The following is a 26459-nucleotide window of genomic DNA, read 5'->3' on the forward strand; positions in this document are numbered from 1 at the left end:
CCCGGAGGAGTCCGCACAGATGCGCGTCGCCGACCTCATGACCACGCCGCCGGTCACGGTCACCCCGTCGACCGCGGCCCGTGACGCCGCCCGGCTGATGGCGGGGCAGGCCGTCGGCTCCGTCCTGGTGGCCGAGCACGGCACCCTGCACGGCGTCCTCACCGACCGCGACCTGGTCGTCCGGCTGCTGGCCCGGGACACACCGCCCGACACCCCGGTCTCCGCACTGATGACCGAGCGGACGGTGACGGTCGGAGCGGACGAGGACCTCACCGCCGCCTACCGCGTCTTCCGCCGCACCGGGGTACGGCGCCTGCCGGTCCTCGACGGCACCCGCCTGGTCGGCGTCCTCACCATCGACGACCTCTTCCTCGACGTCCTGCAACGCCTCGCCGACCTACTCGGACCCGTCTCCTCCAGCGCCCTGCGCGAGGGAGGCCCGACGCCCGCACCGAACCCCGTCGTCTGAAGGAGGACCACCATGGCCACCTACGAGACCGTCCGCGACGTCATGACCCACGCCGTCACCGCGGTCGGACGCGACGAGGGCTTCCGGGACATCGCCCGGACCCTCCAGCACTGGGGGGTGTCCGCCGTCCCCGTCCTCACCGGCGACGGCCGGGTGATCGGCGTCGTCTCCGAGGCCGACCTGCTGCTCGCCCGGGAACACGAACCGGAGACGTACACCGGTCTCACCGCCGGCGCCCTGATGTCCGCGCCCGCCGTCACCGTGCACCCCGACAGCCCGCTCGCCGAGGCCGGCCGGGCGATGGCCCGCCGCCACTTCAAGCGGCTGCCGGTCGTCGACGACGAGGACTGCCTGGTCGGCATCGTCAGCCGCGGCGACCTGCTCAAGGTCCACCTCCGCGACGACGACGACCTCGCCGGCCAGGTGCGCTTCGAACTGATCGCCGCCCTCAGCCCGCCGGACCCGGCGGCGATCGACGTCCGGGCCCAGGACGGCCGCATCGTGCTGTCCGGCACGCTCCCCGACACCACGGCCGCCGCTCTGCTGCAGAAGCTCGTCCGCGCCGTGCCCGGCGTGGTGGACGTCGAGGTCAGGCTCGCCGCCCCGGCCTGAGACCGGGCCCGCGACCGGCCGGCCGGACGCTGCGCCGGGCGCGCCGCTCGCGCAGAATCGAGGAAGAACGAGGGCGCACCCCCCAGGAGTCGGCCATGGACACGACGGAGCCCGACCAGGCCCGGCAGACCGTACGGGTCTTCCTGCTGGACGACCACGAGGTCGTCCGCAGGGGCGTGCGCGACCTGCTGGAGGCCGAACCCGACATCGAGGTCGTCGGCGAGGCCGGCAGCTGCGCGCAGGCGCTCGCCAGGGTGCCCGCGCTGCGCCCGCAGGTGGCCGTGCTCGACGTGCGGCTGCCGGACGGCGACGGCGTCGGCGTCTGCCGGGAACTGCGGGACCGGATGCCGGACCTGGCCTGCCTGATGCTCACCTCCTTCGACGACGACGACGCCCTGCTGGACGCGATCATGGCGGGGGCCGCCGGATACGTCCTCAAGCAGGTCAAGGGCGCGGACCTGGTGAGCGCGGTGCGGACGGTCTCCTCCGGCCAGTCCATGCTGGACCCCGCCACCACCCGCACCCTGATGGAGAGCCTCCGCCATCCGCACGAGGAGACCGGCACCGACGCCGCCCTCGCCCAGCTGACCCCGCGCGAGCGCGAGATCCTGGCCCTGGTCGGCGAGGGCAAGACCAACCGGCAGATCGGCAAGGAGCTGTACCTCGCCGAGAAGACCGTGAAGAACCACGTCTCGCGCCTGCTGGCCAAACTTGGCGTCGAACGGCGCCTCCAGGCGGCCGTGCTGGCCGCCCACACCGAGCACCCCGAACCCGGACACCGGCCGACCCGGCCGTACTGAGCCGCCACCGCGGGCCGCGCCGGGCCCGGACCGGGACCGAAGGTCCCTCCCGATCGGGCCCGGAAGCCCGGTGCCGCCGGTGCCCGGACGGTACGAGCCTGGAGGGAGAGAACAGTCCGGGAGGTGTTCGTCATGATGGACTGGCACGACGGCATGACCGGCTGGGGCTGGTTCGGCATGGGCCTCGGCATGCTGCTGGTGATCGGGCTGCTGGTGGTCGCGGGCGCTGCCCTGTTCCGCGCCCTCGACCGGTCGCCGACCGGGCCGCCGCCGTCCCCCGAGGGCCGTCGCACGGCCGAGGAGACCCTGGCCGACCGGTTCGCCCGCGGCGAGATCGACGAGCAGGACTACCACGCGCGGATGGCCGCGCTCCGCGACACGGACCGGTCCGCCGGGCCCGGCTCGTGAGGGGTCGCGCGGCCGGCACCCGGGCCGTGCACGTGGCGGGCCCGGGTCACTGCGCCGCCCGAACCGAGTCGGCCACCAGGCGGACCAGGGACGGGAGCGCGTCCCGGACGGGCGCACTGAGCCCGATCCCGACGGTGAAGTCCGCGCCCTCGACGGCGTGCACGACCAGGGCACGCGGCAGCCGGCCGAGGGCCCCCGCCAGGGCGACGGTCTCCGCGAGGCCGAGCCCGTGGGTGCTGGCCGACCCGGTCGCCAGCCGGGCGGCGCGGTCGGCACGGACGGTGTGCAGCCGGCCGGGGCGTCCCGGACCGGAGCGCACCGCCTCGGCGACGACGACGGTGTCGGCCGGGCACCAGAGCTCCAGGAGCCGGCCCGGGTCGCCGTCGCTCACGGCGAGTACCGCGGTCGGCGCGCCACGGGCCCTCAGCATCTCGATCGCGGCCGGTCCCGCGCCGTCGTCGCGGCGGAAGGCATTGCCGACACCGATGACCACGATGCGTCCGGTCACGACCGCTCCACGGTCAGGTCCAGGAAGTGGGCGGCACAGGAGATGCACGGGTCGTGGTTGCGGACGGCCCGCTCGCACAGCCGGGCCAGCTCCTCGTCGCCGACGTCCCCCGTGCGCCGCGCCAGCCGTTCCTGCACCTGCCGGCGGACGTCCTGCTCGATGGCGGCCTGGTTCTGCGCGGTGGGCGGCACGATCCGTGCCGCCCGGACCGTGCCGTCCCGGTCCAGGGCGTAGCGGTGGTACAGCAGACCGCGGGGAGCCTCGGTCGCCGCGCAGCCGACGGCCTCCCGCGCGGGCACGTCGACGTGCGGCCGGGGCGGCGGGAGGTAGTCCTCGATGATGCCCAGCGCCTCCTCCAGGGCGTGCACCACCTCGACCGCCCGGACGACGATGCTGCGGTACGGGTTGCGGCACGCCTCTCCCGCCGCGGGGTCGCCCAGGCCCGCGGCCCGCGCGGCCCCGGCCGCCACCGGGTGCAGCCAGCGGCCGTTGAGGGCGTAGCGGGCGAGCGAACCGGTGAGGTGGGGCCGGCCGTCCAGCCGTGACTGGAGGGCGGTGGAGTACGGGACCTGCTCCTCGACGACGTGCCGGTCGAAGGCGTCCACCGGGAAGCCCCGGACGCGGTCGGGGCCGCCTCCTGCGGAGAGCACGGCGGGCGACCCCGAGTCGATCGCGTAGCTGCCCGGGTCGTGCAGCGCCAGGAACTCGCCGTCGAAGGACGCCGCGGGGAAGTCCAGGGCGGCGACCCAGCGCACGGCCTCCAGCGCATCGTCCCGGGCACGGCGCAGGCGGTCGGCGAGCGGGGCGAGCTCGGTCCTCGACGGCGTCCGGTAGAAGCCGCCGATCCGGACGTTGACGGGGTGGACGGCCCGGCCGCCGAGCAGCTCCACCACGGCGTTGCCCGCCTGTTTGATCCGCAGCCCGCGCTCGACGGCCGGCCGGTGCCCGCGGGCGAGCTCGACGGCGTCCGCACAGCCGAGGAAGTCCGGGGCGTGCAGCAGGTGGACGTGCAGGGCCTGGCTCTCGATCCACTCGCCGTAGTACAGCAGGTGGCGCAGCTGCCCGATCGGTCCGTCGACGTGCACCCCGCACGCGGCCTCGATCGCCCGGCAGGCCGTCATCTGGTAGGCGACCGGGCAGATCCCGCAGATCCGGGCGGTGAGGTCGGGCGGCTCGGTGTGGCCGCGGCCGACCAGGAAGGCCTCGAAGAAGCGCGGTGGTTCGTAGATCCGCAGCTCGGCCGCGGTGACCTCGCCGTCTCGGAGCCGCAGCCGCAGGGCCGCCTCGCCCTCGACGCGGGCCAGGGCGTCCAGCCGCACGGTGCGCGATGCCTCGTGGCTCACTGCGGCTCCTCCGGCGCGGGGCCCGCGGCGAGGTCCGGGACCGGCCCGTACTCGGGCGCGCCGGCGTTGAAGGTGCGGAAGACCCGGACGATGTCCCGCTCGGACATTCCGTCCCGCTCCAGCTGGTGCACCATCGACCGCAGGTTGGGTTCCGCCACGGGACCGAAGCACCCGTAGCAGCCGCGCCGGTGGGCGGGGCAGATGGCGCCGCAGCCGGCGTGGGTGACCGGGCCCAGGCACGGGGTGCCGTGGGCGACGGTCACGCAGACCGTGCCGCGGATCTTGCACTCGTAGCAGACGCTGTGGGCCGGGATGCCGGGCTTGCGGCCGGCCAGGTGGGCCGTGATCACCTCGAGCAGCTGGCGGCGGTCGATCGGGCAGCCGCGGAGTTCGAAATCGACCGGGACGTGGGCCGAGATCGGGGTCGAGGTGGCCAGGGTGGCGACGTACTCGGGACGTGCGTACACGGCGGCTCGGAACTCGGCGACGTCCGCGAAGTTGCGCAGCGCCTGGACGCCGCCGGCGGTCGCGCACGCGCCGATGGTGACCAGGCGGCGCGAGACGCTGCGGATGTGGTGGATCCGCCGGACGTCCTCGGCCGTGGTGACGGAGCCCTCGACCAGCGACAGGTCGTACGGCCCGACCCCGTCCGGGGTCGCCCGGACGGGGGCGCCGTCGCCCTCCGCGCTGCTCATCTCCAGGAAGTGGCTGATCCTCACTCGGCCGGCGAGCGCCAGCAGTTCGTCCTCGCAGTCGAGGAGCGTCAGCTGGCAGCCGTCGCAGGAGGCGAACTTCCACACTGCCAGGGTCGGCAGGCCGTGACCGTCCACTGCTACAACTCCTTCACCGAAAGCAGCCGTCGGGACATCCGGTAGTCGACGACCGGGCCGTCGCGGCACAGCAGCAGCGGACCGAGCTGGCAGTGGCCGCAGTGCCCCGTCCCGCAGCGCATGTTCCGCTCCAGCGAGAGCTGGATGCGACCGGCGGGTACGCCCCGGTCCAGCAGCGCCTCGGCGGTGCGGCGCATCATCACCTCGGGCCCGCAGACCAGGGCGTGCCCGGTGCGGGGGCCGGGACCGACGCGGTCCAGCAGGGCGGTCACCACCCCGACGCTGCCGGGCCAGTCCGGATCGGGCCGGTCCACCGTCACCGCCACCCGGGCCCGGCCGTGCCAGGCCGACACCTCCTCGGCGAACAGGAGGTCGGCCGGCGTCCGGGTGCCCACCAGGACGCAGAGGCGGCCGGCCCGGCCGAGCAGGCGGTGCACGACCGGGCGCAGCGGGGCCATTCCGACGCCGCCGGCGACGACCAGGACATCGGCGCCGACCGCCCCGTCCAGATTCCAGCCGGCACCGTACGGGCCGCGCAGCCCCACGACGTCGCCCGGTCCGAGCCCGCACAGGGCCGCCGAGACGGCGCCGACCGAGCGGACGGTGAACGTCACCGTGCCGCTGCCGATCGCGCTGACGGAGATCGGCACCTCCCCGACGCCGAAGGCGTACACCATCGCGAACTGCCCCGGCGCGAAGGCGGGCAACGGCGCTGCGTCCGCGACGAGTTCGAGTGAAACGCTGTCGGCGTTCTCCGGCCGCGCGGAGGCCACCCGGTACGGTACGGGTACCGTGCTCACGAGGGGCCGCCGCCGTCCGGTGCGTACAGGTCCACCAGCCGCAGCCGCGTGGCCTGCAGCCGCTCGGCGATGACGGCGGCGCAGTGCAGCACCACCTCGTGGCCGAACTCCGGATCGGCCCGGCACAGGGCGCGCACCTCGGCCGCGGGGAACTCCCGTGCGGTGACCGGTCCGAGCGCCCGGGCGCCCAGGTGCCAGCGGTGCGGTGGGAACAGCCAGGACCAGCCGAGCAGTTGGCCGGGCCCCACGGTCTCGACCACCGGGGACCGCCGCCCGGGCACGTGGAGGTCGAGGGCGACCTCGCCGGAGCGGAGGAGCCAGAACCGGTCGGCCGTCCCGCCCTCGTCGAACAGCCGGGTGCCGGCGGGGAACTCCCGATCGCGGGCGAGCGCGAGGAGCCGGTCCCGGTGGGACTGCGACAGGCCGTCCAGCAGCCGCGGCGGTGCCGTCACGGACGGTCGCCCCCGCACGCGTCGCCGCCCTCGGCCGCCGGCCGTGCCGCCCACTCGTGCAGGGCCGCGGCCTCCTCGGTGATGTCGATCGCGACGGGGCACCACACGATGCACCGCCCGCATCCCACGCAGCCGGAGGAGCCGAACTGGTCCCACCAGGTGCCGAGCTTGTGGGTCAGCCACTGCCGGTAGCGGCTCGGCGCGGACCCGCGCACCGGGCCGCCGTGCAGGTACGAGTGGTCGAGGTCGAAGCAGGAGTCCCAGACCCGCCATCGCTCGGCGTGGTCGCCGGTCAGGTCGGTGACGTCCTCGGTGGTCGTGCAGAAGCAGGTCGGGCAGACCATGGTGCAGTTCCCGCAGGTCAGGCAGCGCTCCGCGACCTCGTCCCAGCGCGGTGCATCCAGGGTCCCGGCCATCAGCCGGTGCAGGTCGACCTCCGGCATGCTGCGGCCCATCCGGTCGGCGGCGGAGGCGACGCCGCTGCGGGCGGCCTCGACGGTCTGCGGGTCCGTGGCCCGCACCGGGAGCTCGGCGAGGATCTCGGCGCCCTCCGGGCTGCCGCTGCGGACCCAGAACCGGTGGTCCCCGGCGTCCGCCACCTCGGTCAGCACCAGGTCGTACCCGGGACCTGCCGCCGGACCGGAGCCCATCGACACGCAGAAGCAGGTACCGCCCGGCTCGGTGCACTCGACCGCGATCAGGAAGGCACCGGCCCGCCTGCCCCGGTAGACCGGGTCGCGGTGGGCTCCGCCGACCAGGACGCGGTCCTGGACGGCGATGGCCCGCAGGTCGCACGGGCGGACGCCGAGGAAGGCGTAGCGGACGGGCCCGGGCTCGTCCGCCGTGACCAGCAGCCGGCCCGCGGAGCGGTCCGCCTGCCACTGGCGGACCCGCGACGGGTGCAGGTAGTTCTTCCAGGAGTGCGGACCGGCGGCGTTGGCGAAGGCCGCGCGGTCGGCCCGCGCGCGCAGGCGGTACGTTCCGGCCTCCAGCTCGACGCCCCAGCCGAAGGGCAGCTGCTCGGCGGAGGCGAGCTCGTCCAGGACGATCGCGCCGTCCCGCACGGTCGGTCCCACCACCGTGAGGCCGCGGGCCAGCAGGACGTCCACCAGCGCCGCCAGACCGTCGGTGCCGATCACACCGCCCTCGCCCGCCGGCCCCGGCGCGCCGTCGCCCACCGCCATGCCGCGCACCCTCCTCGCCGACCGTCCGTCCCATCTCTCGCACGGCACGGCTCCGCCCGGCAGGAGCCACGCCCCGGACACCGGCCCGGTACGCCTGGATGGGTGCACTCCCGTCCGGGCGGGGGCCCGGGAGGGCGGGTCGAGGGATCGGCCGACGGGGACGGTGCGCAGCCGGCCGTCGATGACCGGGCCCGCACCGACACCAGTGGAGACCACCAGGCAGAGGGCGTTGCGGTGGTGCCGGGCGGCGCCGCGCCAGTGCTGGGCCGCGGTCATGGCGATGGCGTCGCCGCCCAGGGCGACCGGCAGGTCCGCGACCGCCGGGTGGGCGGCGACCTCCGAGCGAAGCGGAAAGGCGTGCCAGGCCGGGATGCTGACCGGACTGACGGCGCCGGCCTGGATGTCGACCGGTCCGGCGCTGCCGATGCCCGCGGCCCTTGCCGGCCGGTGTCCTCCTGGGCCACCGTGGACGGCGACGGCCCGCGTACGAGGTCGCCGTCCAGCCGGTGGAGGGCACCGACGACGCCGTCGACGTCGCGGCCCGGGCGGCGTCGGCGGTGGCGGCTCCGCAGCCGGTGACCCGGACGCGGACGATCGGCGCGCGCCGGGAGTGTCAGCGGACCGGCGGCCCCGGCCCCGACCTATGATCGCTGCACCCGGCGCAGCGGCGCCCGCCCGGCGGCACGGGCGGCGCCGGCCGCATCCCCGAGCCCGGCCCGACGGGCCGCCGCCGGTCCACGAGAGGAGAAGCCGGTGCCACCGCTGGTGCTGGACCAGGACGACGCCGTGGAACTCCTCTCCTACCTGGTCACGGCCGCCCGCACCCAGGTCGACGAGGCCGCCGAGTACGCCCCGCTGCGGCTGCTGACCGCCGCCGGCCGCCTGGCCGCCATGGTCGGGCCGCACGCGGGCCCCGAGCTCCACCCGCTGCTGCACGAGATCACCACGGGCCTGGCGGAGACCTCGGTCGCGGCCGGCGACCCGGCCGCCTACGTGGCCCGGATCGACGCGATGTGCCGGGCGATCGCCGAGCACCTCGTCGCCGCCCTCGGACTCGACGGGGCATCGGCCGGGTGAACGAGGTGCTGGAGGCGATCCGGACCCGGCGCGTCGTTCGGGCGCTGACCGCCGACCCGGTCGACCGCGACCTCCTCACCGCGGTCGTCGACAGCGCCCGTTTCGCCCCGCACGCCGGCAACCGCCGGCTCCACCGGTACGCGGTCGTCACCGGCCCTCGGTTGCTCCAGGCGCTGCGCATGGTCTCGCCCGGCATGCTCCAGCGCCCGACGGCGGCCGTCGCCGTGTGCGTCGACTGGGCCGAGGTGCGCCGCTACGGCTTCCCGCCGGCCAACCCGGGCCCGTACGTCGACGTCGGCACGGCGGCCGCCACCATGCTCCTGGCCGCCCACAGCCTCGGCCTCGCGGCCGGGCCGGTCACCTCCTTCAGCCGTGTGGCGGTGGCCACCCTGCTCGACCTGCCCCCGGACGTCCGGCCGGAGCTGATCGTCTGCCTCGGCCACCCGGCCGCCGAGCAGCCGCCGCCGGTGCGCCGCCGCGGCGGGCCGTCCTGGGACGACCTCGTCCGCTGGGAGCGCGGCACGCCCCACTCGACCGAAGAATGCTGACGGTTCGTCATATTGATTGCCCCGGAAGGAAGTTCACCCGCACGGCTCATTCGCGGCAAGTAGTTCCTACGCTACCTTCTGTGCCCGGGGGCTGGTTCCGAGACGAGGAGCGGGCATGGCAAAGATCATCAACTTGCGGGCGCCGGAGACGATGCGGCTCCACGACATGTCGCAGCAGGACATCGAGGAGTACGTGCGGACGACCGCCACGCAGGCCCTCGACGCGCTCCCCGAGGAACTCAGGCCCGTCGGCGTCAACGCCGTCGCGATCGACTCCCTGCGCCCGCGAATCGGCGCCGACCCCGGTCTCTGGGCCCAGTGGACCCGCGCCTGCTGCGCCCTGCAGGCCCGCATCGAGGACTTCGAGCCGCCGGTGCTGGAGGACTTCGCCGCGCCCGGCACCGCCGTCCACCGCGACGTCGCCCGCACCCACGTCGAGTCGCAGCTGCGCACCGCGGTACTGGAGTATCCCGAGATGCACGGCGGCGGCGGGCAGTAGGGGCAGCAGCCATGACCGCCGTACCCGTCACCCTGCACCGTGACCGCTTCGACGCCGACCGCGTGCGCGCCCTGCCGCGCGGTGACAACCTCCTCGTGATGGACCGGGTCTCCGGCCGCTGGGTGACGGTCGACGGGGCGACCGGCGGCCTGCTGCCGCTGGTCGCCTCCCCGAGCCACCGGCTGCCCGAGCAGGCCCGCGGCCCGGTCGGCCGGCTCCGGGACCTCCTCGTCGAACGCGGCATCGGGGTCCGCGGGTCCGAGCGGCAGTTCGAGCAGCTGAACACGGTGATCATCAAGCTCACCAGCGCCTGCAACCACGCCTGCACCTACTGCTACGACTTCGAGACCTTCGAACGGGCCGTGGTCCTCTCCCGGGACACCGCCGTCGACGCGCTGCGGCAGGCCCTGGACCTCGCCGGGCAGGACCTCTTCGTCATCCTGCACGGCGGCGAGCCGATGCTCGTCTGGCCGCTGGTCGAGGAACTCGTCACGACCGGGCAGCGGCTCGCCGCCGAGCGGGGCAGGCGGATCCACTTCGCCGGCCAGTCCAACCTCTCCCGGCTCGACGACACCGTGGTGGAGTTCTCCCTCCGGCACGGCATCTCCTGGGGCGTGTCGGTGGACGGCGGCGCCGACGTGCACGACCACTTCCGGGTCGACCACCGGGGCCGCGGCACCTACCACCAGTTCGCCGCCGCGCTGGAGCGCCACCCGGACTTCGTCCGCCGGTGCGGCGTCATGAGCACCATCACCGCCGTCAACCAGGGCAGGCTGCTGGAACTGGCCCGGCACTTCCGCGACCTCGGCATGGCCTCCTGGGACTGGAGCCTCTTCCAGCCGATCGGGCGCGGCCGGGACGGGCAGGACGCCTTCGCCCTCGACACCTCGGTGCTGGTCGACTCCTGGGCCGAGCTCTTCGACGCCGTCGAGACCGGCGAGTTCGACGGCTTCCCGGTGCTGCCGGTCAAGAAGTACCTCGACAACTTCATCGCCGGGCCCGGGGGCAACATGTGCATGCGCCCGCAGTGCGGCGCCGGCCGCGACCTGCTCTCCGTCTCCGCGGACGGCTCCGTCGAGGCCTGCGACTGCATCGACCCGACCGGCCCGCTCGCCGGACTGGGCTCGGTCGGCGACGGGCTGGCCGCCGCCCGCGGCAGCGCCACCGCCGAGCACATCCGCAGCCGGGACGTCGGCAGCACCCGGTGCGGCGACTGCATCTGGTACGGCGTCTGCGGCGGAACCTGCCTGGCCCACGCGCCCGAACTCAACGGCATCTGGGCGGAGTCGTGCGCGGTCGCGCTGGTCGCCTTCGACCGGATCTCCGCCTCGCTGGCGCACGGCACCCGGCTGCTCGACTACCTGCGGACGGTGAGCTGACCCGTGCCGGGCATGGCCGAGGCCCTGCACGGGCTGTCCTACGACCCCTTGGCCGGACGGCTGTTCGCCGGGCGTTCCCCCGCCGAGCTCGCCGACCTCGCCGACTGGGTCAGCACCCGCGACCCGTACGGCGAACTGCCCCGGCTGCGCGCCGCGCTGCACCGGGTCGACCCGGCCGACGACGACCTGCGCGGCCATGTCGCCCACCAGCTCCGGTGCGCCTGGCGGCAGGCGGGCTGGACGGCGGGCACCGCCCGCCCGCTGCCCGCCGCGGTCGCCTCCGGCGGGCAGTGGCCGGCGGAGACCCGGGGGCGGCCCACCGTCCTGGTCGCCCCCATGACGGTGGCCGCGCCGGACGCCCTGCACACCCTGGCGGGCGTGTTCGGCGACCGGCCGCTCGTCGCCTTCGGCGAGGAGCCGACGCCCCGGTACGGAAGCTCCGTCCCGGTGGTCGGCGGGGACGTCGGCTCGATCCGCCGGATCCTGGCCGGACTGGCCGCGGGCGGCGTGCTCTGCACCTACGCCGACTTCGTCTACTCGGGCCGGGACGCCGAGCCCGCCACGCTGTTCGGCCGCGCCCGCCCGCTGTCCTCCGGGTTCGTCGCCGTGGCGGCCCGGCCCGGCACGATGCTGCTGCCGACCGTGATGACGTACACCCCGGACGGCCGGATCGCGATGGACTTCGACGAACCCCTCCTCGTCGAGGGCCTACCGGGGGACGCCCGGCAGGCCCGCGCCGCCATGCGCGACCTGATCACCGGACTCCTCGAGGACCTGATCCGCCGCAATCCGCAGCAGTGGCTCCTGCTGCCCACCCTCGCCTTCGACTCACCCCAGCTCGCCCGCATCTGACCACCCGCCGTCCATGCCGGGCGTGATGCGGGGCCGTCCCGCGGGTCAGCCCTCGTCCCGGCGGGTGGCCCGCAGCACCTGTACCCGCCACTCCGTCCGCGCCGCCCCCGGCCGTTCCCGCACCCGCGCGGCGAGCCCGGCCGCGAACCGCTCCGCGACACCCGGGCCGACCGCGGCCGGACCGGCGAACAGCGACGGCCCGAAAGCGGCCAGGAAGGACGCGGTCACCTCCCGGGCGTACACCTCGGCGTCCCCGTCCGCCTCGAACCGGGCGTACGCCGGATCGGCCAGGACGGCGAACCGCTGATCCTCCAGCCGGAAGACAGCGGCGAACGGACCGGCCGTCAGCGGGTCGAGGTACTCGGCGGCCGTGCGGTTCCAGGTCGGCACCGTCATCGCCGCGAGCTGCGCCGCGGTCAGCACCCCCGCGGCGACGAGGGCCTCCAACTCCTCCAGCGCCAGGTCGAAGATCCCCTCCGCGCCGCTGAGGCCGTCATCGGTCGCCGCGCCGCCGACCACGACCAGCTGGCCGCCGGGCACCAGCTCGGCGGCCCGGTGGGTCAGGAAGCCCGACCAGTCGGCCGCCGACCGGCGGCGCAGCGCCTCCCGTGCCGCCCCGGTCGCCCGCGAGCAGTACACGTGCCCGTCGATCGGCTGCGGCACCCGGGACAGCCAGTGCACGGCGATGGTGCTCCACGCCAGGTGCAGCTCGCCCGGCGGGAAGAGCGGCTCGTAGAAGGAGCGGGCCTCGGCGCAGGCGAAGACACCGGGCGTGCCGGTGTACGCGGCCGGGCCGGTCAGTGTCGCCACGAGCGCGTTGAAGTCATTGCCCGGGATGTCGGTGTGGGTGACCCAGACGGGCACCGAGGCGTTGCGCCCGCGGACGGCCGCCACCAGCCGCCGCATCGGCTCCAGGGCGTTGGCGCCGGAGGCGCAGCCCAGATCGGCGGCCCGGAAGGCCCGCCCGTCCCCGGGCACCGGCACGGCCGCCAGCGCCCGGTCCAGCACGGCGGCCGCGGTCTGCGCGCCCTCGTGCTGCGCAGCCGCGTGCCGGCCGTAGTCGCCGCCCATCACTCCCGACCCGGTTCCACTCATACCGGACATTCTGCTGGCCGTGGCCGCCGAGCACCGGCTGCCACGGCGGACCGGGGGGTGCCCGGTCGGGGGCGCTCTCCCGTTCGGTCGAGGGGACCGGTGCAACGGTCCAGTGGTCCGGTGCAGCGGTCCAATTGACGTGCCGACTCCCGGACCTGCCTCGGCTGTGCGCATGCTGACGGTCCGTCGGATCGTGTGAGCGTCAAAATTGCTCCGAAGAAGTGCAGTTGGGGGCAGCCGGAAGAAGTCGGTGACAGGGTCTCGATCGCGCGCGGGTGGTCCGCGTAGTGTGTGCCGCGCGGGATCGAACACGCGATCTCCGCTCTGCCGTCACACATCCTGCACGGCTCCTTCCGCACACCATGGAGATCCCATGAGCTCTGACCGCTACCACTGGGACCGTTCGCACCCGGGCCTGACTGCTCTGCGCGAGGCCATCGAGCCGGTCCGGCAGGAGGTCGTCAAGCACCCGGTCTACCGGGAGCTGAACTCGCTCGACCGGGTCCGGACGTTCCAGGAGCGCCACGTCTTCGCGGTCTGGGACTTCATGTCGCTGCTCAAGTGCCTCCAGCGGTCGCTGACCTGTGTGGAGCTGCCCTGGGTGCCGAGCGGTCCGACCGCCAGCCGCCGGCTGATCAACGAGATCGTGCTCGTCGAGGAGAGCGACGAGCTCGGCGAGGGGTACATCAGCCACTTCGAGCTCTACCTCGACGGCATGGCGAGAGCGGGGGCCGACACCGGCCCGGTGGAGGGCTTCCTGGATGCGCTCCGCTCGGGCACCGGCGTCCCCGAGGCGGCTGCGGCGGCCGGCATACCCGCGGCCTCGGCCGAGTTCATCGCCTTCACCTGGGACATCATCGAGAACGCGCCGGTCCACTGCCGGGCCGCGGCCTTCGCGTTCGGGCGCGAGGACCTGATCCCGGAGATGTTCGAGCAGGTCATCCGGATCGAGGACGGCGACGGCCGGCTGTCCGTCTTCAAGGACTACCTGGCCCGCCACATCGAGGTGGACGGCGAGCAGCACACGCCGATGGCCATGCAGATGCTGATCGACCTCTGCGGCGACGACGACGAGCGCTGGACCCAGTGCGCCGACACCGTCCGCGGAGCGCTGAGCGCCAGGGTCGCCCTGTGGGACGGCATCCTGGCGGACTTCGGCGCCTGACGGCCCCCGGCCCCGGCCTGCGTCACCGCCGGCCGTCACCTGTCGTCACCTGTCGCTGACGGTCACCGCGGTCCGTGCGACGACTCAGGGGTGCCCGGCGCTCCCGTCGCCGCACGGGCCGGCGGGATCGGCCGTCAGGTGCTCAAGGGTGCCGGTGGTCTCCAGGAGCCGCCGTACTGCTTCCGGCGGGGCGTCGAGGTGCAGGCGCACTCCCTCGGCGGCGGTGCGTCGGCGCAGCATCAGGAGGGCCGAGAGCGCGGTGGCGTCGAAGGCCCCGACCCGCGTGCAGTCCAGGTGCAGCTCCCGCAGGCCGGGACGGTCCGCCAGACCGCGGGTGGCGGACGCCAGGAAGTCGCCGGCGCTGTCCCGGTCGAGGTCGCCGCGGAGGACCAGGGTCAGCCGGTCGCCGTGGACGTCGGCCGTCACCGACAGCGGAGGGCGGGGCGCACCGGTCACGGCAGCTCCGGCGCAGGGGACGCGGAGGAAGGCGCCGACGGCGGCGCGAGAGGTGTGTCCGCGGCGGGCATGGGTGTGGTGAGTGCGTCGCGGCCGCAGGCCAGCACGTCCAGGGCGCGGGGGAATTCGGCGAGACGGTCGCCCAGCAGGTCGAGCACCACCAGAACGGAGCCGGCGGGCACCCCCCGGACCGTCAGGATGTCCACCGTCCAGGTCAGGAAGTCGGCGAACAGCCGGGCGTCGCCCGTGTACAGGGCCGCCGCGAGGAACTGCACGATGTGCGCGATGTCCTCCGCGGTGCGCTCGTGCTGCTCGTCGGTGTAGCCGCGGACGGCCGGGATGCGGTCCTGCATCCCGCGCAGGGTCGAGCGCACCAGCTCCCGCGACTCCCGGGTCACCAGGGTGTACTCCTGGTCGGCGAGGTGGGGGAGGTCGTCGATCGGCTGGTGGACGGGGCGGGGGCTGTCGGGCGGCCCGTCGGCGAGGAGGTCCGCGGCGGCCCGGGCGTCGGGGGCCCAGGCATCCGCCCCGAGCAGCCGGGCGTAGCGGCCGTCCGGGCCGAAGCCGGCGCCGCCCGCGAGCACCGGTACGCCGACCGCCCGGCAGGCGGTGATGGCGGCATGGGCTGCGGGGAGGCGGGTCACCAGGGAGGCGGAGAGGGCGACCGCGTCGGGACCGGTGCGGTGCAGATGGGCGATCAGGTGCGGGGTGGGGACCTGCGCGCCGAGGTAGTCGACCCGCCAGCCGCGCAGGTGCAGCACCTCGGCGAGGAGCCGGGCCGGGAGGGCGTGCCACTCCCCGTCGACGCAGGCGACGGTGATCCGTCCGGTGGCGGGCCGCGGCGGGGCGGTCGGAGCGCCGGTCGTGCCCGGTCCGCGGTGGGCCATCGCGGCGATCAGGCGCTCGTTCACGGCGGTCGCGGCGTGCTCCTGGGTGACGGTCATCCGGTCGGCCGCCCAGGCGGCGCCGACCCGGCGCTGGACCTCGGCGATTCCGTCGATCAGGACGCTCTCGGGTGCGACGCCGGCGTCCAGGGCGTCGAAGAGCACGGTGGCGCCGGCGTACTCGTCGCCGGCCGCGACGGCCTGCCACAGGTGGTCGACCCAGTCCGTGTTCGCGGGGGAGCCGGCCGGTCCCGGGCCCGCGGCGTCCGGCCGCAGGTGCTGCCCGGCGGGTGTCTCAGGCGCCATGCCGTTCCTCCCGGAGTGCGGCCGTGCCGGGCGCGGGCCGGAGCGGGGCCCCGATCGCCACCAGGGCCTGGTCGTCGTGCGGCCCGCCGCCGAGCCAGGACGAGGCACGCAGCAGGACGTGCTCCACCAGCGCCTCCATCGGCATGCCCTGGCAGCCCGCGAGGGCCCGGGCCAGCCGCTCCTCGCCGAACATGCCGTCGCCCAGCGGGCCTCCGCGCGCCTCGGTGATGCCGTCCGTGAAGAGCAGGCAGCTCTCGCCCGGGCGGAGCACGACCCGGGCGGTGGTGGACCGGATGTCGGGCAGCACGCCGATGATCGTGCCGCCGGTGGGCGCGGATTCCACCGTGCCGTCGCGGCGGACCACCAGGGGAGCGGGGTGGCCCGCGCTGGTCAGCCGGAGTTCGACGTTCGCGCCGCTGCGCCGGACGGAGGCGAGGACGAGCGAGGCGAAGCGGGTGTGGTGGGAGCTGAGCAGGGTGCCGTTCAGCAGCCGCAGGACGCGGGCGTGGTCGTCGGCGAGCGGGAGCAGTGCGTGCAGCGTGTTGCGGATCTTGCCGGTGAGGACCGCCGCCTCCAGGCCCTTGCCGCACACGTCCCCGAGGACGACCAGTGAGTCCCGGCCGGCGTCGTCGGCGGGGTGGACGTCGTAGAAGTCGCCGCCGACCCGCTCGCCGGCGCGGGCCGGGGTGTAGGCGGCCGCGAGTTCGACGCCGTTGACCCGGTGCAGGGCGGGCGGCAGCAGCTCGCGCATCAGGATGTCGGTGATGGACGACTGCTCGGCGTAGAGGCGGGCCGCGGACAGCGCGGCGCCGGCGCGGGCGGCGAACAGCCGGGCGAAGACCTCCTCGCCGTCGCTGAACGCGGCCTGCCCGCTCCGCCGCAGCAGGATCAGGGCGCCTGCGGGGACGCCGTGCCCGGGCAGCGGCGTGACCACGACGGATCCGACCGGGCCGAAGCCGTCCGGCACCGCCCAGCCGGGCAGGGCGGCGGGGTCGATCCAGCGCGAGGGCACCGGCGGGAAGCCCTGGAGCGCCTCCGGGAGCCCGGGGACGGTGGCCGGGTCGACCGCCAGGCGGGCGCCGGACGGGTCGCCGCCGCGGACGCAGGTGGTCACCGGCAGCCGTCGGGCGCCGGCCGGGGCGACCAGGACGGCGGCATCCGCGAGGTGCCCGGCCGCGAGCCGGGCCGTCGCCTCGGTGCACCGCTGCACGTTGAGCGAGCTCAGCAGGAGATTGGAGGCCTCCACCAGGAAGGCCGTCCGCTCGCGTTCGGTGCTCAGTGCGGTGCGGGCCAGCCGTTGGTCGGTCTCGTCGACCAGCCACCACACCACCGAGCCGTCCCGTTCCGGGGTGGGGTGGGCCGCCACGGTCCGCTCGCCGAGCAGCCCGTGGACGGGTGCCGGCGGGGCGCCCGGGCCGGGGGAGGGGACGGGTTGCACCGCGCTGCGGTGGGCGGCGGCGAGCCAGGCGGGTGCGGTGTCGGCGAGGGCGGCGCCGGGCCGCGCGGTCGGCAGCAGGAGGCGCGCCCCGGCGTTCAGTGACCGGACGGCGCCGGTGGGGCCGACCACCAGCACGGGGTGCGGGACGTGTGTCCACGGCCCGGCGTCGGCGTCGGGTGCGGAGTGCTTCAGCGAATCGACCACGCGGACGGGGTGCGCGAAGCGGACCCCTCACCTCACAGATGTCGGACGGCAACAGTTTCCTTCCGGCAACCATCGTGCATCCGGGCACCCGAAAGCAATCCCGGTGCCGGTCCCGTCGTACCCCGCCACCTGGGAAACATTTGCCGTTTGACAACAATGGTCGTTCGGCAACACTCTGTCGTCGGGCTGCTGGTGCGGCGGGGCGCCGCGGGGTGCCGGCCGGCGCGCGTACGGGCAGAACGGTGGGACTCAGGCGGAACGAGAGACGGAGGAGGAGCGGGTGCCGTCAGCGGAATCGGCGGCGGGGCCGCCATCGGCCGCTGCCTTGAACGCCTCCAGGCCCGTCATCAGGGCCTCCCGGTCCGAGCGCGACATCAGGGCGAGCACCTCCTGCAGCTTCCGCTCCCGGCGGGCGCGCAGCTCGGCGAGGAACGACCGCCCGCTCGCACTCAGCCGCAGCTCCAGCTCCCGGCGGCTCGCCGAGCTCGGCGACCGCTCCAGGAACCCCACCGCCTCCAGCCGGTCGCACAGCCGGCTCGCCGAGGACGGGGTGGAATCCAGCGCCTCCGTGAGCGTGCGGAGGTTGATGCCGTCGTGGTGCCCCAAGATGTACATGACGCGCAATTGCGACACCGACAGCGGCGCGGCCGGCAGGTCCCGGCCACCGCCCCACAGGACCTCCAGCAACTCCACCACCGAGGACGCCGACCCTGCGGCGTCCTCACCTCCCGGAAGGGCAGAGACGGGGTTCATGACCCCATCTTCGCACCGCCGATTCCCGGCGTGCAGCCGTCCGGCCGCGGGCCGACCCCTCACCCTCCACCGACGACCGACGAGACGACCGACGTGACGAATCTCCTGGCAGTCGAGCACGCCCTGCGCACTGCCTCTCCCCATGACCTCCTCGACCGCCTGCGGGACGCCCTGGCGGCGCAGTACGGGGTGCGCTCGGCCGAGCTCCTGCTCGCCGATTACAGCCTCAGCGTCCTGCACCCGGTCTCCCCGGGCCCCGGCGCCGCCGACCCGGTGCCCGCCCGCACCACCCCGGTCGGGCGCGCCTTCGGCGCCCAGGAGCCCGTCGTCGACGACCGCGACCCGGTCGCGCTCCACCTGCCCGTCACCGTCCGCGGCGACCGGCTGGGCGTGCTCAGCCTCCGCCTCCCGGACGGGCCGCCGACCGCCGAGCTGACGGCCGACCTGCTCGCCGTCGCCGAGATGCTCGCGCACGCGATCGTCGTCGCCGAACGGGACACCGACGTCTACGTCCAGGCACGCCGCAGCGCCCGGCTCACCCTCGCCGCCGAGATGCAGTGGCAGCTGCTCCCCGCCCGCTCCTGCCGCCGCCCCGAGTACGAGATCGGCGCCCACCTCGAACCGGCGTACGCGATCCGCGGCGACAACTTCGACTGGTCGGGCAACCGCGACACCCTCACCCTCACCGTCACCAACGGCATGGGCGAGGGCATCGACGCCTCGCTGCTGACCAACCTCGCCATCAACGCCCTGCGCAACGCACGGCGGGCGGGCGTCGGCATCGCCGACCAGGCGGCCCTCGCCGACCAGGCCGTCTACGCCCAGTACCAGGGGAGGATGCACGTCTCCGTCCTGCTGCTCGAGTTCGGCCTGGCCACCGGCCGCGTCCAGGTCGTCGACGCCGGCTCGCCCCGCCTGCTGCGGATGCGCGCGGGCGCCGTCGAACTGATCCCGTTCGAGGCCCAACTGCCCCTCGGCATGGCGGACGAGACGCCGTACACCACGCAGGAGATCCAGGTCGAGCCGGGCGACCGGCTCATCTTCGTCAGCGACGGCGTCCACGAGGTGGTCTCCGCGCTCGGCGAGCCGTACGGCGAGAAGGCCCTCAGCCGGTCCATCCTGGCCACCCGCCTGCTCCCCGCCGCCGAGGTCCCGCGGGCCCTGCTCGGTGAGCTCGAACGCTACCGCGCCCAGGACCCGGACGACGACGCCCTGGTGATCTGCGTGGACTGGCACGGCCGCGCGGCCCTCCCGCAGGAGGAGGCGCCCGCCCCGTAGCAACGGCCCGCCCCGCAGGCATCCTCCCGAGCCGCGGCCGCACCCGCCGGACCAGGTGCCCGCGCGCCGCTGCGCCGCCGCACCGTACGCCGGACGTGAAAGGAACCCGAATGACCAGCGACGACCGGTTCGCCGGCCGCGACCGGGAGTTCACGGTCGAGGACCGCGACACCCCGGTGGGCCCCGTCCTGACCGTCCTGGGCGAGCTCGACCTGGGCACCGGCAGCGTGCTGCGGGCGGCCGCCCGGCGGGCACTGGCCCGCACCGCCCCCGGGCCGGCGGTGCTGCGCCTGGACCTCACCGGGGTGTCCTTCTGCGACTCCTCCGGCCTCAACGCGCTGCTGACCGTCCGGGCGGAAGGCGAGGCGGTGGGCACCCTGGTGGCCGTCACCGGCACCTCGCCGACGGTGGCCCGGCTGCTGCAGATCACCGGCACCGCGGCGATGCTGCTGCTGCCGGCCTGAACCCCGGCCGCCCCGACGCGCGCCCCGACGCGCGCCCCGACGCGCGCCCCGGGGCGGCGGCGGTCACTCCGCGAGCGGCGGCCCGGCGGCCCTCCAGCGGGCCCGGACGGTCTTGCCCGCCGAGTCCGGATCGAGGTCGACCTCGACGGCACTGGTCAGCTCCGCCGCCAGCCGCATCCCGAGGCCGCCGGCGGCGCCGGTCGGGTCCGCGGCCCGGGCGCGCGGAAGGACGGCACTGCCGTCGGCGACCTCGGCCACCAGTTCGCCGGCCCACGCCCTGAGCCGCAGCCGCCACCAGCCGGTCGCGTGCCGCAGGGCGTTCGACAGGAGCTCGGAGAGCGTCAGCACCACCGCGAAGCGGTCGGCCCAGGGGCAGTGCCGCGCCACGAACTCCGTGACCACCGCCCGGGCGTCGGCCAGCGACACCCCGGCCGAATCCAGGCACAGCTCGGCGGTCGGCAGGGCGTCGGGCATGGGCTCCCCCTTCCCGCCGGCGATCGCTGTCGAGAAGGCTGATGCCCCGTCGTCGCGCGGCCACGCGGCGACACTCCCGGCGTCGGCCGGTGCGGCACCGTCCGGGTCCGTACGGGGCGTACCGGCCCGGTCCGGATCGGGCCGGTGTGCCGCGGTGCGCCGTGGGGTGCGGGGGCCCGTCACGGCACCAGGGCGCTGTCGAGGTCGGCATGGAAGCGGAACAGCGGCGTCAGGCCGGTGATGTCGAACAGCCGGCGCACGTCCGGGGCGAGCGGCCCCGCCAGGTGCACCTCGCCCCGCGCGGCCGCCCGCACCAGCAGATGGAGGAAGGTGGAGTCGGCGAACGCCAGCCGGCCCAGGTCCACCACCACCCGCCCGCCGCCCGCCCGGAGCGCCTCGTCGAGCGCGGCAGCGAGCTCCTCGCCCTGCTCGAAGTCCGCGTGGCCGAACGGCCTGACCACCTGGCGGCCGGCCGTCTCCACGACCTGCACCTCGCCGTCCCGCGGGCTCCGCCCACGTGTCGCGTCCACTCCGTCCATCCCGCCATCATTCCAGGGCCGGTGACCGCTCCCTGACGGCGGTTCGCACCACGGCGCCGGGCCCGGTGACGGCGCACCGTGCGCGGCCCGGCGTGATCGTTTGAGAACATGGGCCCGGACGTGCCGTCCCGACCCGGGTCCGTTCGTCCGTGCCCGCCCCCGCCGATCCTGGAGGAGACCCTGAGTACGCCCGTCGCCGAAGTGCTGGCCGTCGTGCTGCTGCTCGCCGTGCTGGCCGGTGCGGTCATCCGCCCATGGGGCTGGCCCGAGGCCGCGGTGGCCGTCCCGGCGGCCGGCATCGCCCTGGCCACCGGCGCGGTCTCCTGGGAACACGCCCGCGAGGAGGCCGCACGGCTCGGCCCGGTGATCGGCTTCCTCGCGGCCGTCCTCGTCCTGGCCCAGCTCTGCGACGACGAAGGGCTGTTCGCGGCCTGCGGCGCCTGGATGGCGCGGACGGCGGCGGGCGGCCCGCAGCGGCTGCTCACCGGGGTGTTCGCGGTGGCGTCGGTGGTCACCGCCGTACTGAGCCTGGACGCGACGGTCGTGCTCCTCACCCCGGTGGTCTTCGCCACCGCCGCCCGCCTGGGCGCCCGGCCCAAGCCGCACGTCTACGCCTGCACCCACCTGTCCAACACGGCCTCCCTGCTGCTGCCGGTCTCCAACCTGACCAACCTCCTCGCGTTCGCCGCCAGCGGCCTCGGCTTCACCCGGTTCGCGGCACTGATGCTGCTGCCGTGGCTGGTCTCCATCGGCGCCGAGTACGCCGTCTTCCGCCGCTTCTTCGCGGCCGACCTCGCCGCCTCCGCCGAGCGGCCGCCGGCCGCCGCGTCCGTGCCCGTACCGGTCTTCGCGCTGGCCACCCTCGGCGGCACCCTGGCGGGCTTCGCCGTGGCCTCCGCGATCGGCCTGGACCCGGCCTGGGCCGCGGCCGGCGGCGCCCTCGTCCTCGCGGTGCGGGCGCTCGTCAGGCGCCGCACCACCGTCCGCGCGATCACCCGGGCGGCCTCGCTGCCCTTCCTCGCCTTCGTGCTCGCCCTCGGCATCGTGGTCCGCGCCGTGGTCGACAACGGACTCGCCGACGCACTCGGCCACCTCGTGCCGGACGGCCAGGGGCTGCCCGCGCTGCTGGCGATCGCGGCCCTCGCCGCCGTCCTCGCCAACGTCATCAACAACCTGCCCGCCGTCCTCGTCCTCCTGCCGCTCGCCACCCCCGGCGGGCCGGGGGCGGTGCTCGCCGTCCTGCTCGGCGTGAACATCGGCCCCAACCTCACCTACGCCGGATCGCTGGCCACCCTGCTGTGGCGGCGCATCGTCCACGAGCACGACCACGAGGTCGACCTCGCCGAGTTCACCCGGCTCGGCCTGCTCGTCGTACCCGCCACCCTGGTCCTCGCCGTCCTGGCACTCTGGACCTCGCTGCACGTGATCGGAGGCTGACACCCCATGGCCGTCGTCGTCTGGATCGTCGAGGGCACCTGGCCCGCCTGCGTGGACGCCGCCCGCGCCCACGCGCCGCAGGACACCGAGACCGTCCTGCTGCACGTCACCGACACCGCCGTCGCCGGCGCGGGGCACGGCGCCTACGCGGGGCTGCTCGGCCGCGGACACCGCGAGCGCGACCCCGGCACCCGGCTGGAGCACCTGGCCTCCGACGCCGCGCAGCAGCTGCTCGCCGCCGCGGCCGAGCGCCTCGGACGGCCGAGCCGCCCGGCCGTCCGCACCGGCCGGATCGAGCGCGAGGTGGTCGCCGCGGCCGAGGGCGCCGACCTCCTGGTGGTGGCCCGCGACGGCGACCGCACCCGCCTCGGCCCGCACAGCCTCGGCCCGGCGACCCGCTTCGTGGTCGACCACGCGCCCTGCCCCGTGCTGCTGGTCTGGCCCGAGCCCGCCCCGGGCACCGCCACCATCCCGCCCCCGCCGCACCCGCCCGGTCACTGACGCACCGCGGCCCGCCGAGCGGCCCGTGGTCCCGCCCGCCGTGTCGGCCGCACGGCCGGTCGCGGGGCGGCTGCGGTGCGCCGATCGGGTGCAGTCCCGGCCCGGGGGCCGACCGCGGAGCCGTTGGCCGCGGATGCCGTGTGACTGTGGACTGCCAGGGACCGCCGGGCACGCGTGCGCACCGCACGGCGCGCACCCGCACGCGGCGGCCCGGTCAGCCGGCCGCGGCCGCTGCGGCACGGCACCCGCCGTACCGCTGACCGCGGACCGGCGGCGTGGCACAGGCGCGCCCCGGCGACACCGGGGCCGGTGACGGAAGGTCAGGTGAACGGGGTGGTCCGAGTGTGGGCGGAGCCGGTCGAGGGCGCGGTGGTGGTCGGTGTGGGACCGGTCCTCGGCGAGGCGGCGGCACAGGAACTCGTACGCGCATGCGGCCGCCATGTGCGGGAGGGCGCGGTCGGACTCGCGCTCGACCTGTCGGACACCGCGGTGGCCGAACGGGGTGCGGTCCAGGCGGTGGCGGACGCCTTCGAGGAGTTCGCCCGCTCCGGCGTCGGCCTGGCCGTCTTCGGCGCGGAACCCACGGTGGAGCACACCGTGCACCTCGCCGGGGTGAGCCGCTTCGCCCGGGTGTGGGACACCCGCGAGGAGACCCTCGCGGCATGGAACGCCGGCTGATCCGGGCGGTCACGGAAGCAGACGGCCCGGGCCGCTCCCGGCCCGGGCCGCGGTCACCGGCGTCTCGGCCCGGCGGGTGACCCGAGCCGCAACATCCTGCACTTCGGCGCGGCCACCGGCTAGGGTCGGCCCGGAACAGGTGCGGTCCCGGCCGCACCGGAGCCGAAGACCGGAGGTCACGTCATGTCCCTTGTCCGGGTCCACAATTTCGCGGTGTCGCTCGACGGCTTCGGCACCGGCGAGGGGCAGAGCCTGGACGCGCCGTTCGGCCATGCGGGCGACCGGCTGCACCGCTGGTTCTTCGGGACCCGCACGTTCCGGGCGATGCAGGGGCTGGACGGCGGCGACACCGGAGTGGACGACGCCATGGCCCGCGCCTGGAGCGACGGGATCGGCGCCGAGATCATGGGGCGGAACAAGTTCGGCCCGCAGCGCGGCCCGTGGGAGAACCACGACTGGACGGGCTGGTGGGGCCCGAACCCGCCGTTCCACACGCCGGTCTTCGTCCTCACCCACCACCCCCGCCCGCCGCTGGAGATGGCGGGCGGCACCACCTTCCACTTCGTCGACGCAGACCCGCAGGAAGCGCTGGCCCAGGCAAGGGCGGCGGCCGGCGGTCTCGACGTCCGCATCGGCGGCGGCCCGCGAACCGTCCGCGACTTCCTGGCCGCCGACCTGATCGACCACCTGCACGTGGTCGTGGTACCGATCGTCCTCGGACGCGGCGAACGCCTCTGGGACGGCCTCGAAGGCCTGACCGACCGCTTCCGCACCGAAACCGTCTCCACCCCGAGCGGCGTCACCCACCTGACCTTCACCCGCGCCTGACCCCACGCCGGATCGTCTCGATGCTGCCGGGCGAGCTCGCGCCCGCGAAAGGCAGCCCGGCGTCTCCGCAGGGTCCCGGCGCAACCCCGGCATGAGCAGGGCTCAAGCGGTACCGGGCCCTGAAGCGGTAGGCCGCAGCGCGCGAGGCCGTCCAGGTCTCTGGGCCCTCAGAGGCCACCGACACGGACCGGCGCGCGGGTGGCGTTCAGCAGGCGCTGGCCGAGGTGGGTGAGGCTGTGCCGGGCGGTGCCGTGCTCGCGGGTGGTGGTGATCAGGCCCCCCGCGCGCAGGGCGTTGAGGTGATGGCTGGCCGTCGCGGCGGAGATGTCGACCCGGGTGGCGAGTTCGGTCGTGCTGCGGACCACGGTGAGGGTCTCCAGCACGGCGGCCCGGGTACGGCCCAGAAGGCGGGTCAGGCCGGGGCTGATGCGGCTGTCGTCCCCCGGCAGGAGGGCGTGGTTCTGCCGGATCGGGAAGTAGAGCTCGACGGGCGCCTGTTCGTCGTGGTTGTCGAGCCGGGCCGTGGGAGTGCGCAGGAAGAAGGCGGGCACCAGCAGCAGGCCCCGGCCCTCCAGATGGAGGTCCACGTCGTGCGGAATGTGGCACGGGACGGTCAGGACGGGGAACTCCCAGCTGATGAGCGGGTGCAGGTTGCTCAGGACGGCCCCGGGCGCGGCAGTCGTGCTGTCGAAGGCGCTCCGGACGGCGCGTTCCACGTACGGCCAGGTCGGCGCGATGGCGAGCCGGTGGTAGGCGTCGAGCAGTCGCGCCAGTTGGTGGGTGGCCTCCGGCTGCCGGTGGTGGACATCGACCACCCACTTCGGCAGCCCGGGCCGCATGCTGCGCGCCGAGGCCAGGTCGGAGATGGTCCGGGCCGCCGGCCGGGATTGCACCACCGCCAGTCCTTCACGCAGGCTCGTGGCCCCTGTTGGAGCCATGAGCAGTTCGAGCACGGCGCCGTCCTCCGGACCAGCGAGGTCGAACAGCAGGGACTCGCGCCGGCCGATCGCCGCGCGGACCTGGGCGGACCAGCGGGCGAACGGCTCGCTGTACGCCTGCGGTTGCTGGAGGAGCTGGAGACTGAAGACCGTTTCCATCAGGGGCTCCGGATTCGGCACCCAGCGGATCCGCTGCAGGTCGGCGGTGGTGAAGTGAAGACGAAGCATCAGCCCCCCAGCTCTACGGCTCGATCGGCGCTCTCCGCTCGACCGGCCGTGAACATGCCCATGTCATGTGCGGGACAAGAATGCCGCCGGCGGGTCGGCCGCGCAACAAGGCCAGCAGCCTCGACTCGACCCCTTCCCGAGCCCTGCTGCGGGATCCAGTTCTGTCCGGTTTCGAGCAGGCTCGAATGCCGTGGCCCCTCCTCCCGCCGTTGCACAGGATGGGGCGGGCCGGTCGCCGGGGGAGTACAAGACCTACGGTGCCGGCGCCCCCGGGTCTTCCGCCCGTGGACAACAGCGGACAAGGAGTTCTCCGTATGACTCGACCCACGACCGTGTCCCGTGCAGGGCGCCGCGTACGGGCCGGCCTCGCCGCGGCCGCCCTGGTGGGCGTCTGCCTCGCCGGGCTGCCGGCGGCCCCGGCGTCGGCCGCCACGTCGAAGGTGATGCTCCAGAACGGCGCCTTCCGCGACTACAAGCTCTGCGCCAGCGCCAACGACCAGCTCCTGTGGCTCAAGCCCGTCAACTCCGGCGACCCCTACTGCGAGTGGAAGCAGTGGGGCAACTCCTCCCAGTTCACCCTGTACAACCCGGCCAAGGACCAGGTGATGGCCTACACCGGCGGCAACGAGGGCGCCGTGGTGATGGAGGACCCGGGCACCTCCTCGCTCGGCCAGAACGGCGAGCTGTGGTCGTGGGGCGGGGAGGAGGGCTGGGGATCGTTCGCCCTGCAGTCCTTCTGGGACAGCGGCCAGAACGTCGACGCGAAGTCTCCCGGCGACCAGGACGTCCCGCGCACCGACTCGGTCCACACCCGCGGCTGGCGCCACGGCTACCAGCGCGAACTGACCTGGAACCCGGTCCCCCTGCACTGACCGCACCGCCCGCCGGGGTGCCGTCGCGTCAGCACTGTCCGGCGAGCCGCTGACGCGTGATCGGCCCGGGGGGGGGCGCCGGGGGCGCCCCCGGCGGGCGGGCGCCGCCCCGGGGCCCGCCGGCGGGGGGGGGGGACCCCCCCCCCCCCCGCCCCCCCCG

31 protein-coding genes and 1 pseudogene are annotated in these 26459 nt (G+C 75.1%); 17 read left to right on the plus strand and 15 right to left on the minus strand.

Going from position 1 to position 26459, the window contains the following annotated elements; translation table 11 throughout:
* Positions 1–19: 19 nt before the first annotated feature.
* The 4 genes from ACFV0G_RS00805 to ACFV0G_RS00820 all read left to right on the plus strand — a co-directional run bounded on the left by ACFV0G_RS00805 (position 20) and on the right by ACFV0G_RS00820 (position 2289).
* Positions 20–469: a CBS domain-containing protein gene (locus ACFV0G_RS00805; protein WP_380539339.1), complete on the plus strand. Its 450-nt coding sequence runs from the start codon at positions 20–22 to the stop codon at positions 467–469.
* Positions 470–481: 12 nt separating this feature from the next.
* Positions 482–1081, plus strand: coding sequence for a CBS domain-containing protein (locus ACFV0G_RS00810; RefSeq protein ID WP_380539342.1), 600 nt, complete (start codon positions 482–484; stop codon positions 1079–1081).
* 95 nt (positions 1082–1176) lie between these two features.
* On the plus strand, positions 1177–1881 hold the full coding sequence (locus ACFV0G_RS00815) for a response regulator (protein ID WP_380539345.1): 705 nt from the start codon (positions 1177–1179) through the stop codon (positions 1879–1881).
* A gap of 132 nt (positions 1882–2013) precedes the next feature.
* On the plus strand, positions 2014–2289 hold the full coding sequence (locus ACFV0G_RS00820; RefSeq protein ID WP_380539348.1) for an SHOCT domain-containing protein: 276 nt from the start codon (positions 2014–2016) through the stop codon (positions 2287–2289).
* Between the two features lie 46 nt (positions 2290–2335).
* Here the strand turns inward: ACFV0G_RS00820 and ACFV0G_RS00825 are convergent, their stop codons facing one another.
* The 7 genes and pseudogenes from ACFV0G_RS00825 to ACFV0G_RS00855 form a co-directional block, all read right to left on the minus strand.
* On the minus strand, positions 2336–2797 hold the full coding sequence (locus ACFV0G_RS00825; RefSeq protein ID WP_380539350.1) for a hydrogenase maturation protease: 462 nt from the start codon (positions 2795–2797) through the stop codon (positions 2336–2338).
* On the minus strand, positions 2794–4140 hold the full coding sequence (locus ACFV0G_RS00830; RefSeq protein WP_380539353.1) for a Ni/Fe hydrogenase subunit alpha: 1347 nt from the start codon (positions 4138–4140) through the stop codon (positions 2794–2796). The genes ACFV0G_RS00825 and ACFV0G_RS00830 overlap by 4 nt, the downstream gene beginning before the upstream one ends.
* Entirely contained in the window at positions 4137–4970 is an 834-nt protein-coding gene (locus tag ACFV0G_RS00835; RefSeq protein ID WP_380539356.1) for an oxidoreductase, read from the minus strand. Before ACFV0G_RS00835 ends, ACFV0G_RS00830 begins: the two co-directional genes overlap by 4 nt.
* 2 nt (positions 4971–4972) lie before the next feature.
* A complete protein-coding gene (locus ACFV0G_RS00840; RefSeq protein ID WP_380539359.1) occupies positions 4973–5770 on the minus strand; it encodes an FAD/NAD(P)-binding protein in 798 nt (265 codons plus the stop codon).
* Entirely contained in the window at positions 5767–6222 is a 456-nt protein-coding gene (locus ACFV0G_RS00845; protein ID WP_380539362.1) for a Crp/Fnr family transcriptional regulator, read from the minus strand. Before ACFV0G_RS00845 ends, ACFV0G_RS00840 begins: the two co-directional genes overlap by 4 nt.
* The gene (locus tag ACFV0G_RS00850; protein WP_380539498.1) at positions 6219–7406 is read right to left on the minus strand and encodes a 4Fe-4S dicluster domain-containing protein; all 1188 of its coding nucleotides are present in this window, start codon (positions 7404–7406) and stop codon (positions 6219–6221) included. The genes ACFV0G_RS00845 and ACFV0G_RS00850 overlap by 4 nt, the downstream gene beginning before the upstream one ends.
* A gap of 222 nt (positions 7407–7628) precedes the next feature.
* Positions 7629–8234, minus strand: a pseudogene (locus tag ACFV0G_RS00855) (hypothetical protein); the annotation flags it as partial.
* Here ACFV0G_RS00855 and ACFV0G_RS00860 point away from each other — a divergent pair.
* From ACFV0G_RS00860 to ACFV0G_RS00880, 5 genes are all read left to right on the plus strand, one after another.
* Positions 8160–8483 carry a DUF6092 family protein gene (locus ACFV0G_RS00860; RefSeq protein ID WP_380539365.1) on the plus strand — a complete coding sequence of 108 codons (324 nt, stop codon included), beginning with the start codon at positions 8160–8162 and terminating at the stop codon, positions 8481–8483. The pseudogene ACFV0G_RS00855 and the gene ACFV0G_RS00860 sit on opposite strands and share 75 nt — an antisense overlap.
* Positions 8480–9031, plus strand: coding sequence for a nitroreductase family protein (locus tag ACFV0G_RS00865; RefSeq protein ID WP_380539368.1), 552 nt, complete (start codon positions 8480–8482; stop codon positions 9029–9031). Before ACFV0G_RS00860 ends, ACFV0G_RS00865 begins: the two co-directional genes overlap by 4 nt.
* Before the next feature lie 115 nt (positions 9032–9146).
* Positions 9147–9530, plus strand: coding sequence for a hypothetical protein (locus tag ACFV0G_RS00870; protein WP_380539371.1), 384 nt, complete (start codon positions 9147–9149; stop codon positions 9528–9530).
* Positions 9531–9541: 11 nt separating this feature from the next.
* Positions 9542–10909, plus strand: coding sequence for a radical SAM protein (locus ACFV0G_RS00875; RefSeq protein WP_380539374.1), 1368 nt, complete (start codon positions 9542–9544; stop codon positions 10907–10909).
* A 12-nt stretch (positions 10910–10921) separates the two neighbouring features.
* Positions 10922–11761 (plus strand): hypothetical protein, encoded by an 840-nt coding sequence (locus ACFV0G_RS00880; RefSeq protein ID WP_380539377.1) that lies wholly within the window; start codon positions 10922–10924, stop codon positions 11759–11761.
* Between the two features lie 45 nt (positions 11762–11806).
* Here the strand turns inward: ACFV0G_RS00880 and ACFV0G_RS00885 are convergent, their stop codons facing one another.
* On the minus strand, positions 11807–12856 hold the full coding sequence (locus ACFV0G_RS00885) for a hypothetical protein (RefSeq protein WP_380539380.1): 1050 nt from the start codon (positions 12854–12856) through the stop codon (positions 11807–11809).
* A 373-nt stretch (positions 12857–13229) separates the two neighbouring features.
* Between ACFV0G_RS00885 and ACFV0G_RS00890 the strand changes: the two genes are divergently transcribed.
* A complete protein-coding gene (locus ACFV0G_RS00890; protein WP_380539383.1) occupies positions 13230–14021 on the plus strand; it encodes a DUF3050 domain-containing protein in 792 nt (263 codons plus the stop codon).
* An 84-nt stretch (positions 14022–14105) separates the two neighbouring features.
* On the opposite strand, the gene ACFV0G_RS00895 is transcribed toward ACFV0G_RS00890, so the two are convergent.
* The 4 genes from ACFV0G_RS00895 to ACFV0G_RS00910 form a co-directional block, all read right to left on the minus strand.
* Entirely contained in the window at positions 14106–14477 is a 372-nt protein-coding gene (locus ACFV0G_RS00895) for an STAS domain-containing protein (protein WP_380539386.1), read from the minus strand.
* Complete coding sequence (locus tag ACFV0G_RS00900) at positions 14474–15667, minus strand: B12-binding domain-containing protein (protein ID WP_380539389.1); 1194 nt, start codon at positions 15665–15667, stop codon at positions 14474–14476. The genes ACFV0G_RS00895 and ACFV0G_RS00900 overlap by 4 nt, the downstream gene beginning before the upstream one ends.
* Positions 15657–17240 (minus strand): PP2C family protein-serine/threonine phosphatase, encoded by a 1584-nt coding sequence (locus tag ACFV0G_RS00905; protein WP_380539501.1) that lies wholly within the window; start codon positions 17238–17240, stop codon positions 15657–15659. Before ACFV0G_RS00905 ends, ACFV0G_RS00900 begins: the two co-directional genes overlap by 11 nt.
* Before the next feature lie 318 nt (positions 17241–17558).
* On the minus strand, positions 17559–18062 hold the full coding sequence (locus tag ACFV0G_RS00910; RefSeq protein ID WP_380539392.1) for a MarR family winged helix-turn-helix transcriptional regulator: 504 nt from the start codon (positions 18060–18062) through the stop codon (positions 17559–17561).
* A 93-nt stretch (positions 18063–18155) separates the two neighbouring features.
* On the opposite strand from ACFV0G_RS00910, the gene ACFV0G_RS00915 reads away from it, so the two are divergent.
* Both ACFV0G_RS00915 and ACFV0G_RS00920 read left to right on the plus strand, forming a co-directional pair.
* The gene (locus tag ACFV0G_RS00915) at positions 18156–19340 is read left to right on the plus strand and encodes a PP2C family protein-serine/threonine phosphatase (protein ID WP_380539395.1); all 1185 of its coding nucleotides are present in this window, start codon (positions 18156–18158) and stop codon (positions 19338–19340) included.
* A 110-nt stretch (positions 19341–19450) separates the two neighbouring features.
* Entirely contained in the window at positions 19451–19804 is a 354-nt protein-coding gene (locus ACFV0G_RS00920) for an STAS domain-containing protein (RefSeq protein ID WP_380539398.1), read from the plus strand.
* A gap of 63 nt (positions 19805–19867) precedes the next feature.
* Here the strand turns inward: ACFV0G_RS00920 and ACFV0G_RS00925 are convergent, their stop codons facing one another.
* Together ACFV0G_RS00925 and ACFV0G_RS00930 are read right to left on the minus strand one after the other, a co-directional pair.
* On the minus strand, positions 19868–20278 hold the full coding sequence (locus tag ACFV0G_RS00925) for an ATP-binding protein (protein ID WP_380539401.1): 411 nt from the start codon (positions 20276–20278) through the stop codon (positions 19868–19870).
* 179 nt (positions 20279–20457) lie between these two features.
* Positions 20458–20817 carry an STAS domain-containing protein gene (locus ACFV0G_RS00930; protein ID WP_380539404.1) on the minus strand — a complete coding sequence of 120 codons (360 nt, stop codon included), beginning with the start codon at positions 20815–20817 and terminating at the stop codon, positions 20458–20460.
* 180 nt (positions 20818–20997) lie between these two features.
* Here ACFV0G_RS00930 and ACFV0G_RS00935 point away from each other — a divergent pair, with 180 nt between their 5' ends.
* From ACFV0G_RS00935 to ACFV0G_RS00950, 4 genes are all read left to right on the plus strand, one after another.
* Positions 20998–22254 (plus strand): SLC13 family permease, encoded by a 1257-nt coding sequence (locus ACFV0G_RS00935; protein ID WP_380539504.1) that lies wholly within the window; start codon positions 20998–21000, stop codon positions 22252–22254.
* A gap of 6 nt (positions 22255–22260) precedes the next feature.
* Positions 22261–22755 carry a universal stress protein gene (locus ACFV0G_RS00940; RefSeq protein ID WP_380539407.1) on the plus strand — a complete coding sequence of 165 codons (495 nt, stop codon included), beginning with the start codon at positions 22261–22263 and terminating at the stop codon, positions 22753–22755.
* A 309-nt stretch (positions 22756–23064) separates the two neighbouring features.
* Positions 23065–23433: an STAS domain-containing protein gene (locus ACFV0G_RS00945; RefSeq protein WP_380539410.1), complete on the plus strand. Its 369-nt coding sequence runs from the start codon at positions 23065–23067 to the stop codon at positions 23431–23433.
* Between the two features lie 183 nt (positions 23434–23616).
* Positions 23617–24261 carry a dihydrofolate reductase family protein gene (locus tag ACFV0G_RS00950; protein WP_380539413.1) on the plus strand — a complete coding sequence of 215 codons (645 nt, stop codon included), beginning with the start codon at positions 23617–23619 and terminating at the stop codon, positions 24259–24261.
* Between the two features lie 167 nt (positions 24262–24428).
* Here the strand turns inward: ACFV0G_RS00950 and ACFV0G_RS00955 are convergent, their stop codons facing one another.
* Entirely contained in the window at positions 24429–25427 is a 999-nt protein-coding gene (locus ACFV0G_RS00955) for a winged helix-turn-helix domain-containing protein (RefSeq protein ID WP_380539416.1), read from the minus strand.
* 314 nt (positions 25428–25741) lie between these two features.
* Between ACFV0G_RS00955 and ACFV0G_RS00960 the strand changes: the two genes are divergently transcribed.
* Positions 25742–26299: a hypothetical protein gene (locus ACFV0G_RS00960; protein WP_380539418.1), complete on the plus strand. Its 558-nt coding sequence runs from the start codon at positions 25742–25744 to the stop codon at positions 26297–26299.
* The last annotated feature ends 160 nt before the right edge of the window (positions 26300–26459 follow it).

The sequence above is a fragment of the Kitasatospora sp. NPDC059571 genome, from assembly GCF_042735675.1.
Classification (GTDB): Bacteria; Actinomycetota; Actinomycetes; order Streptomycetales; family Streptomycetaceae; genus Kitasatospora.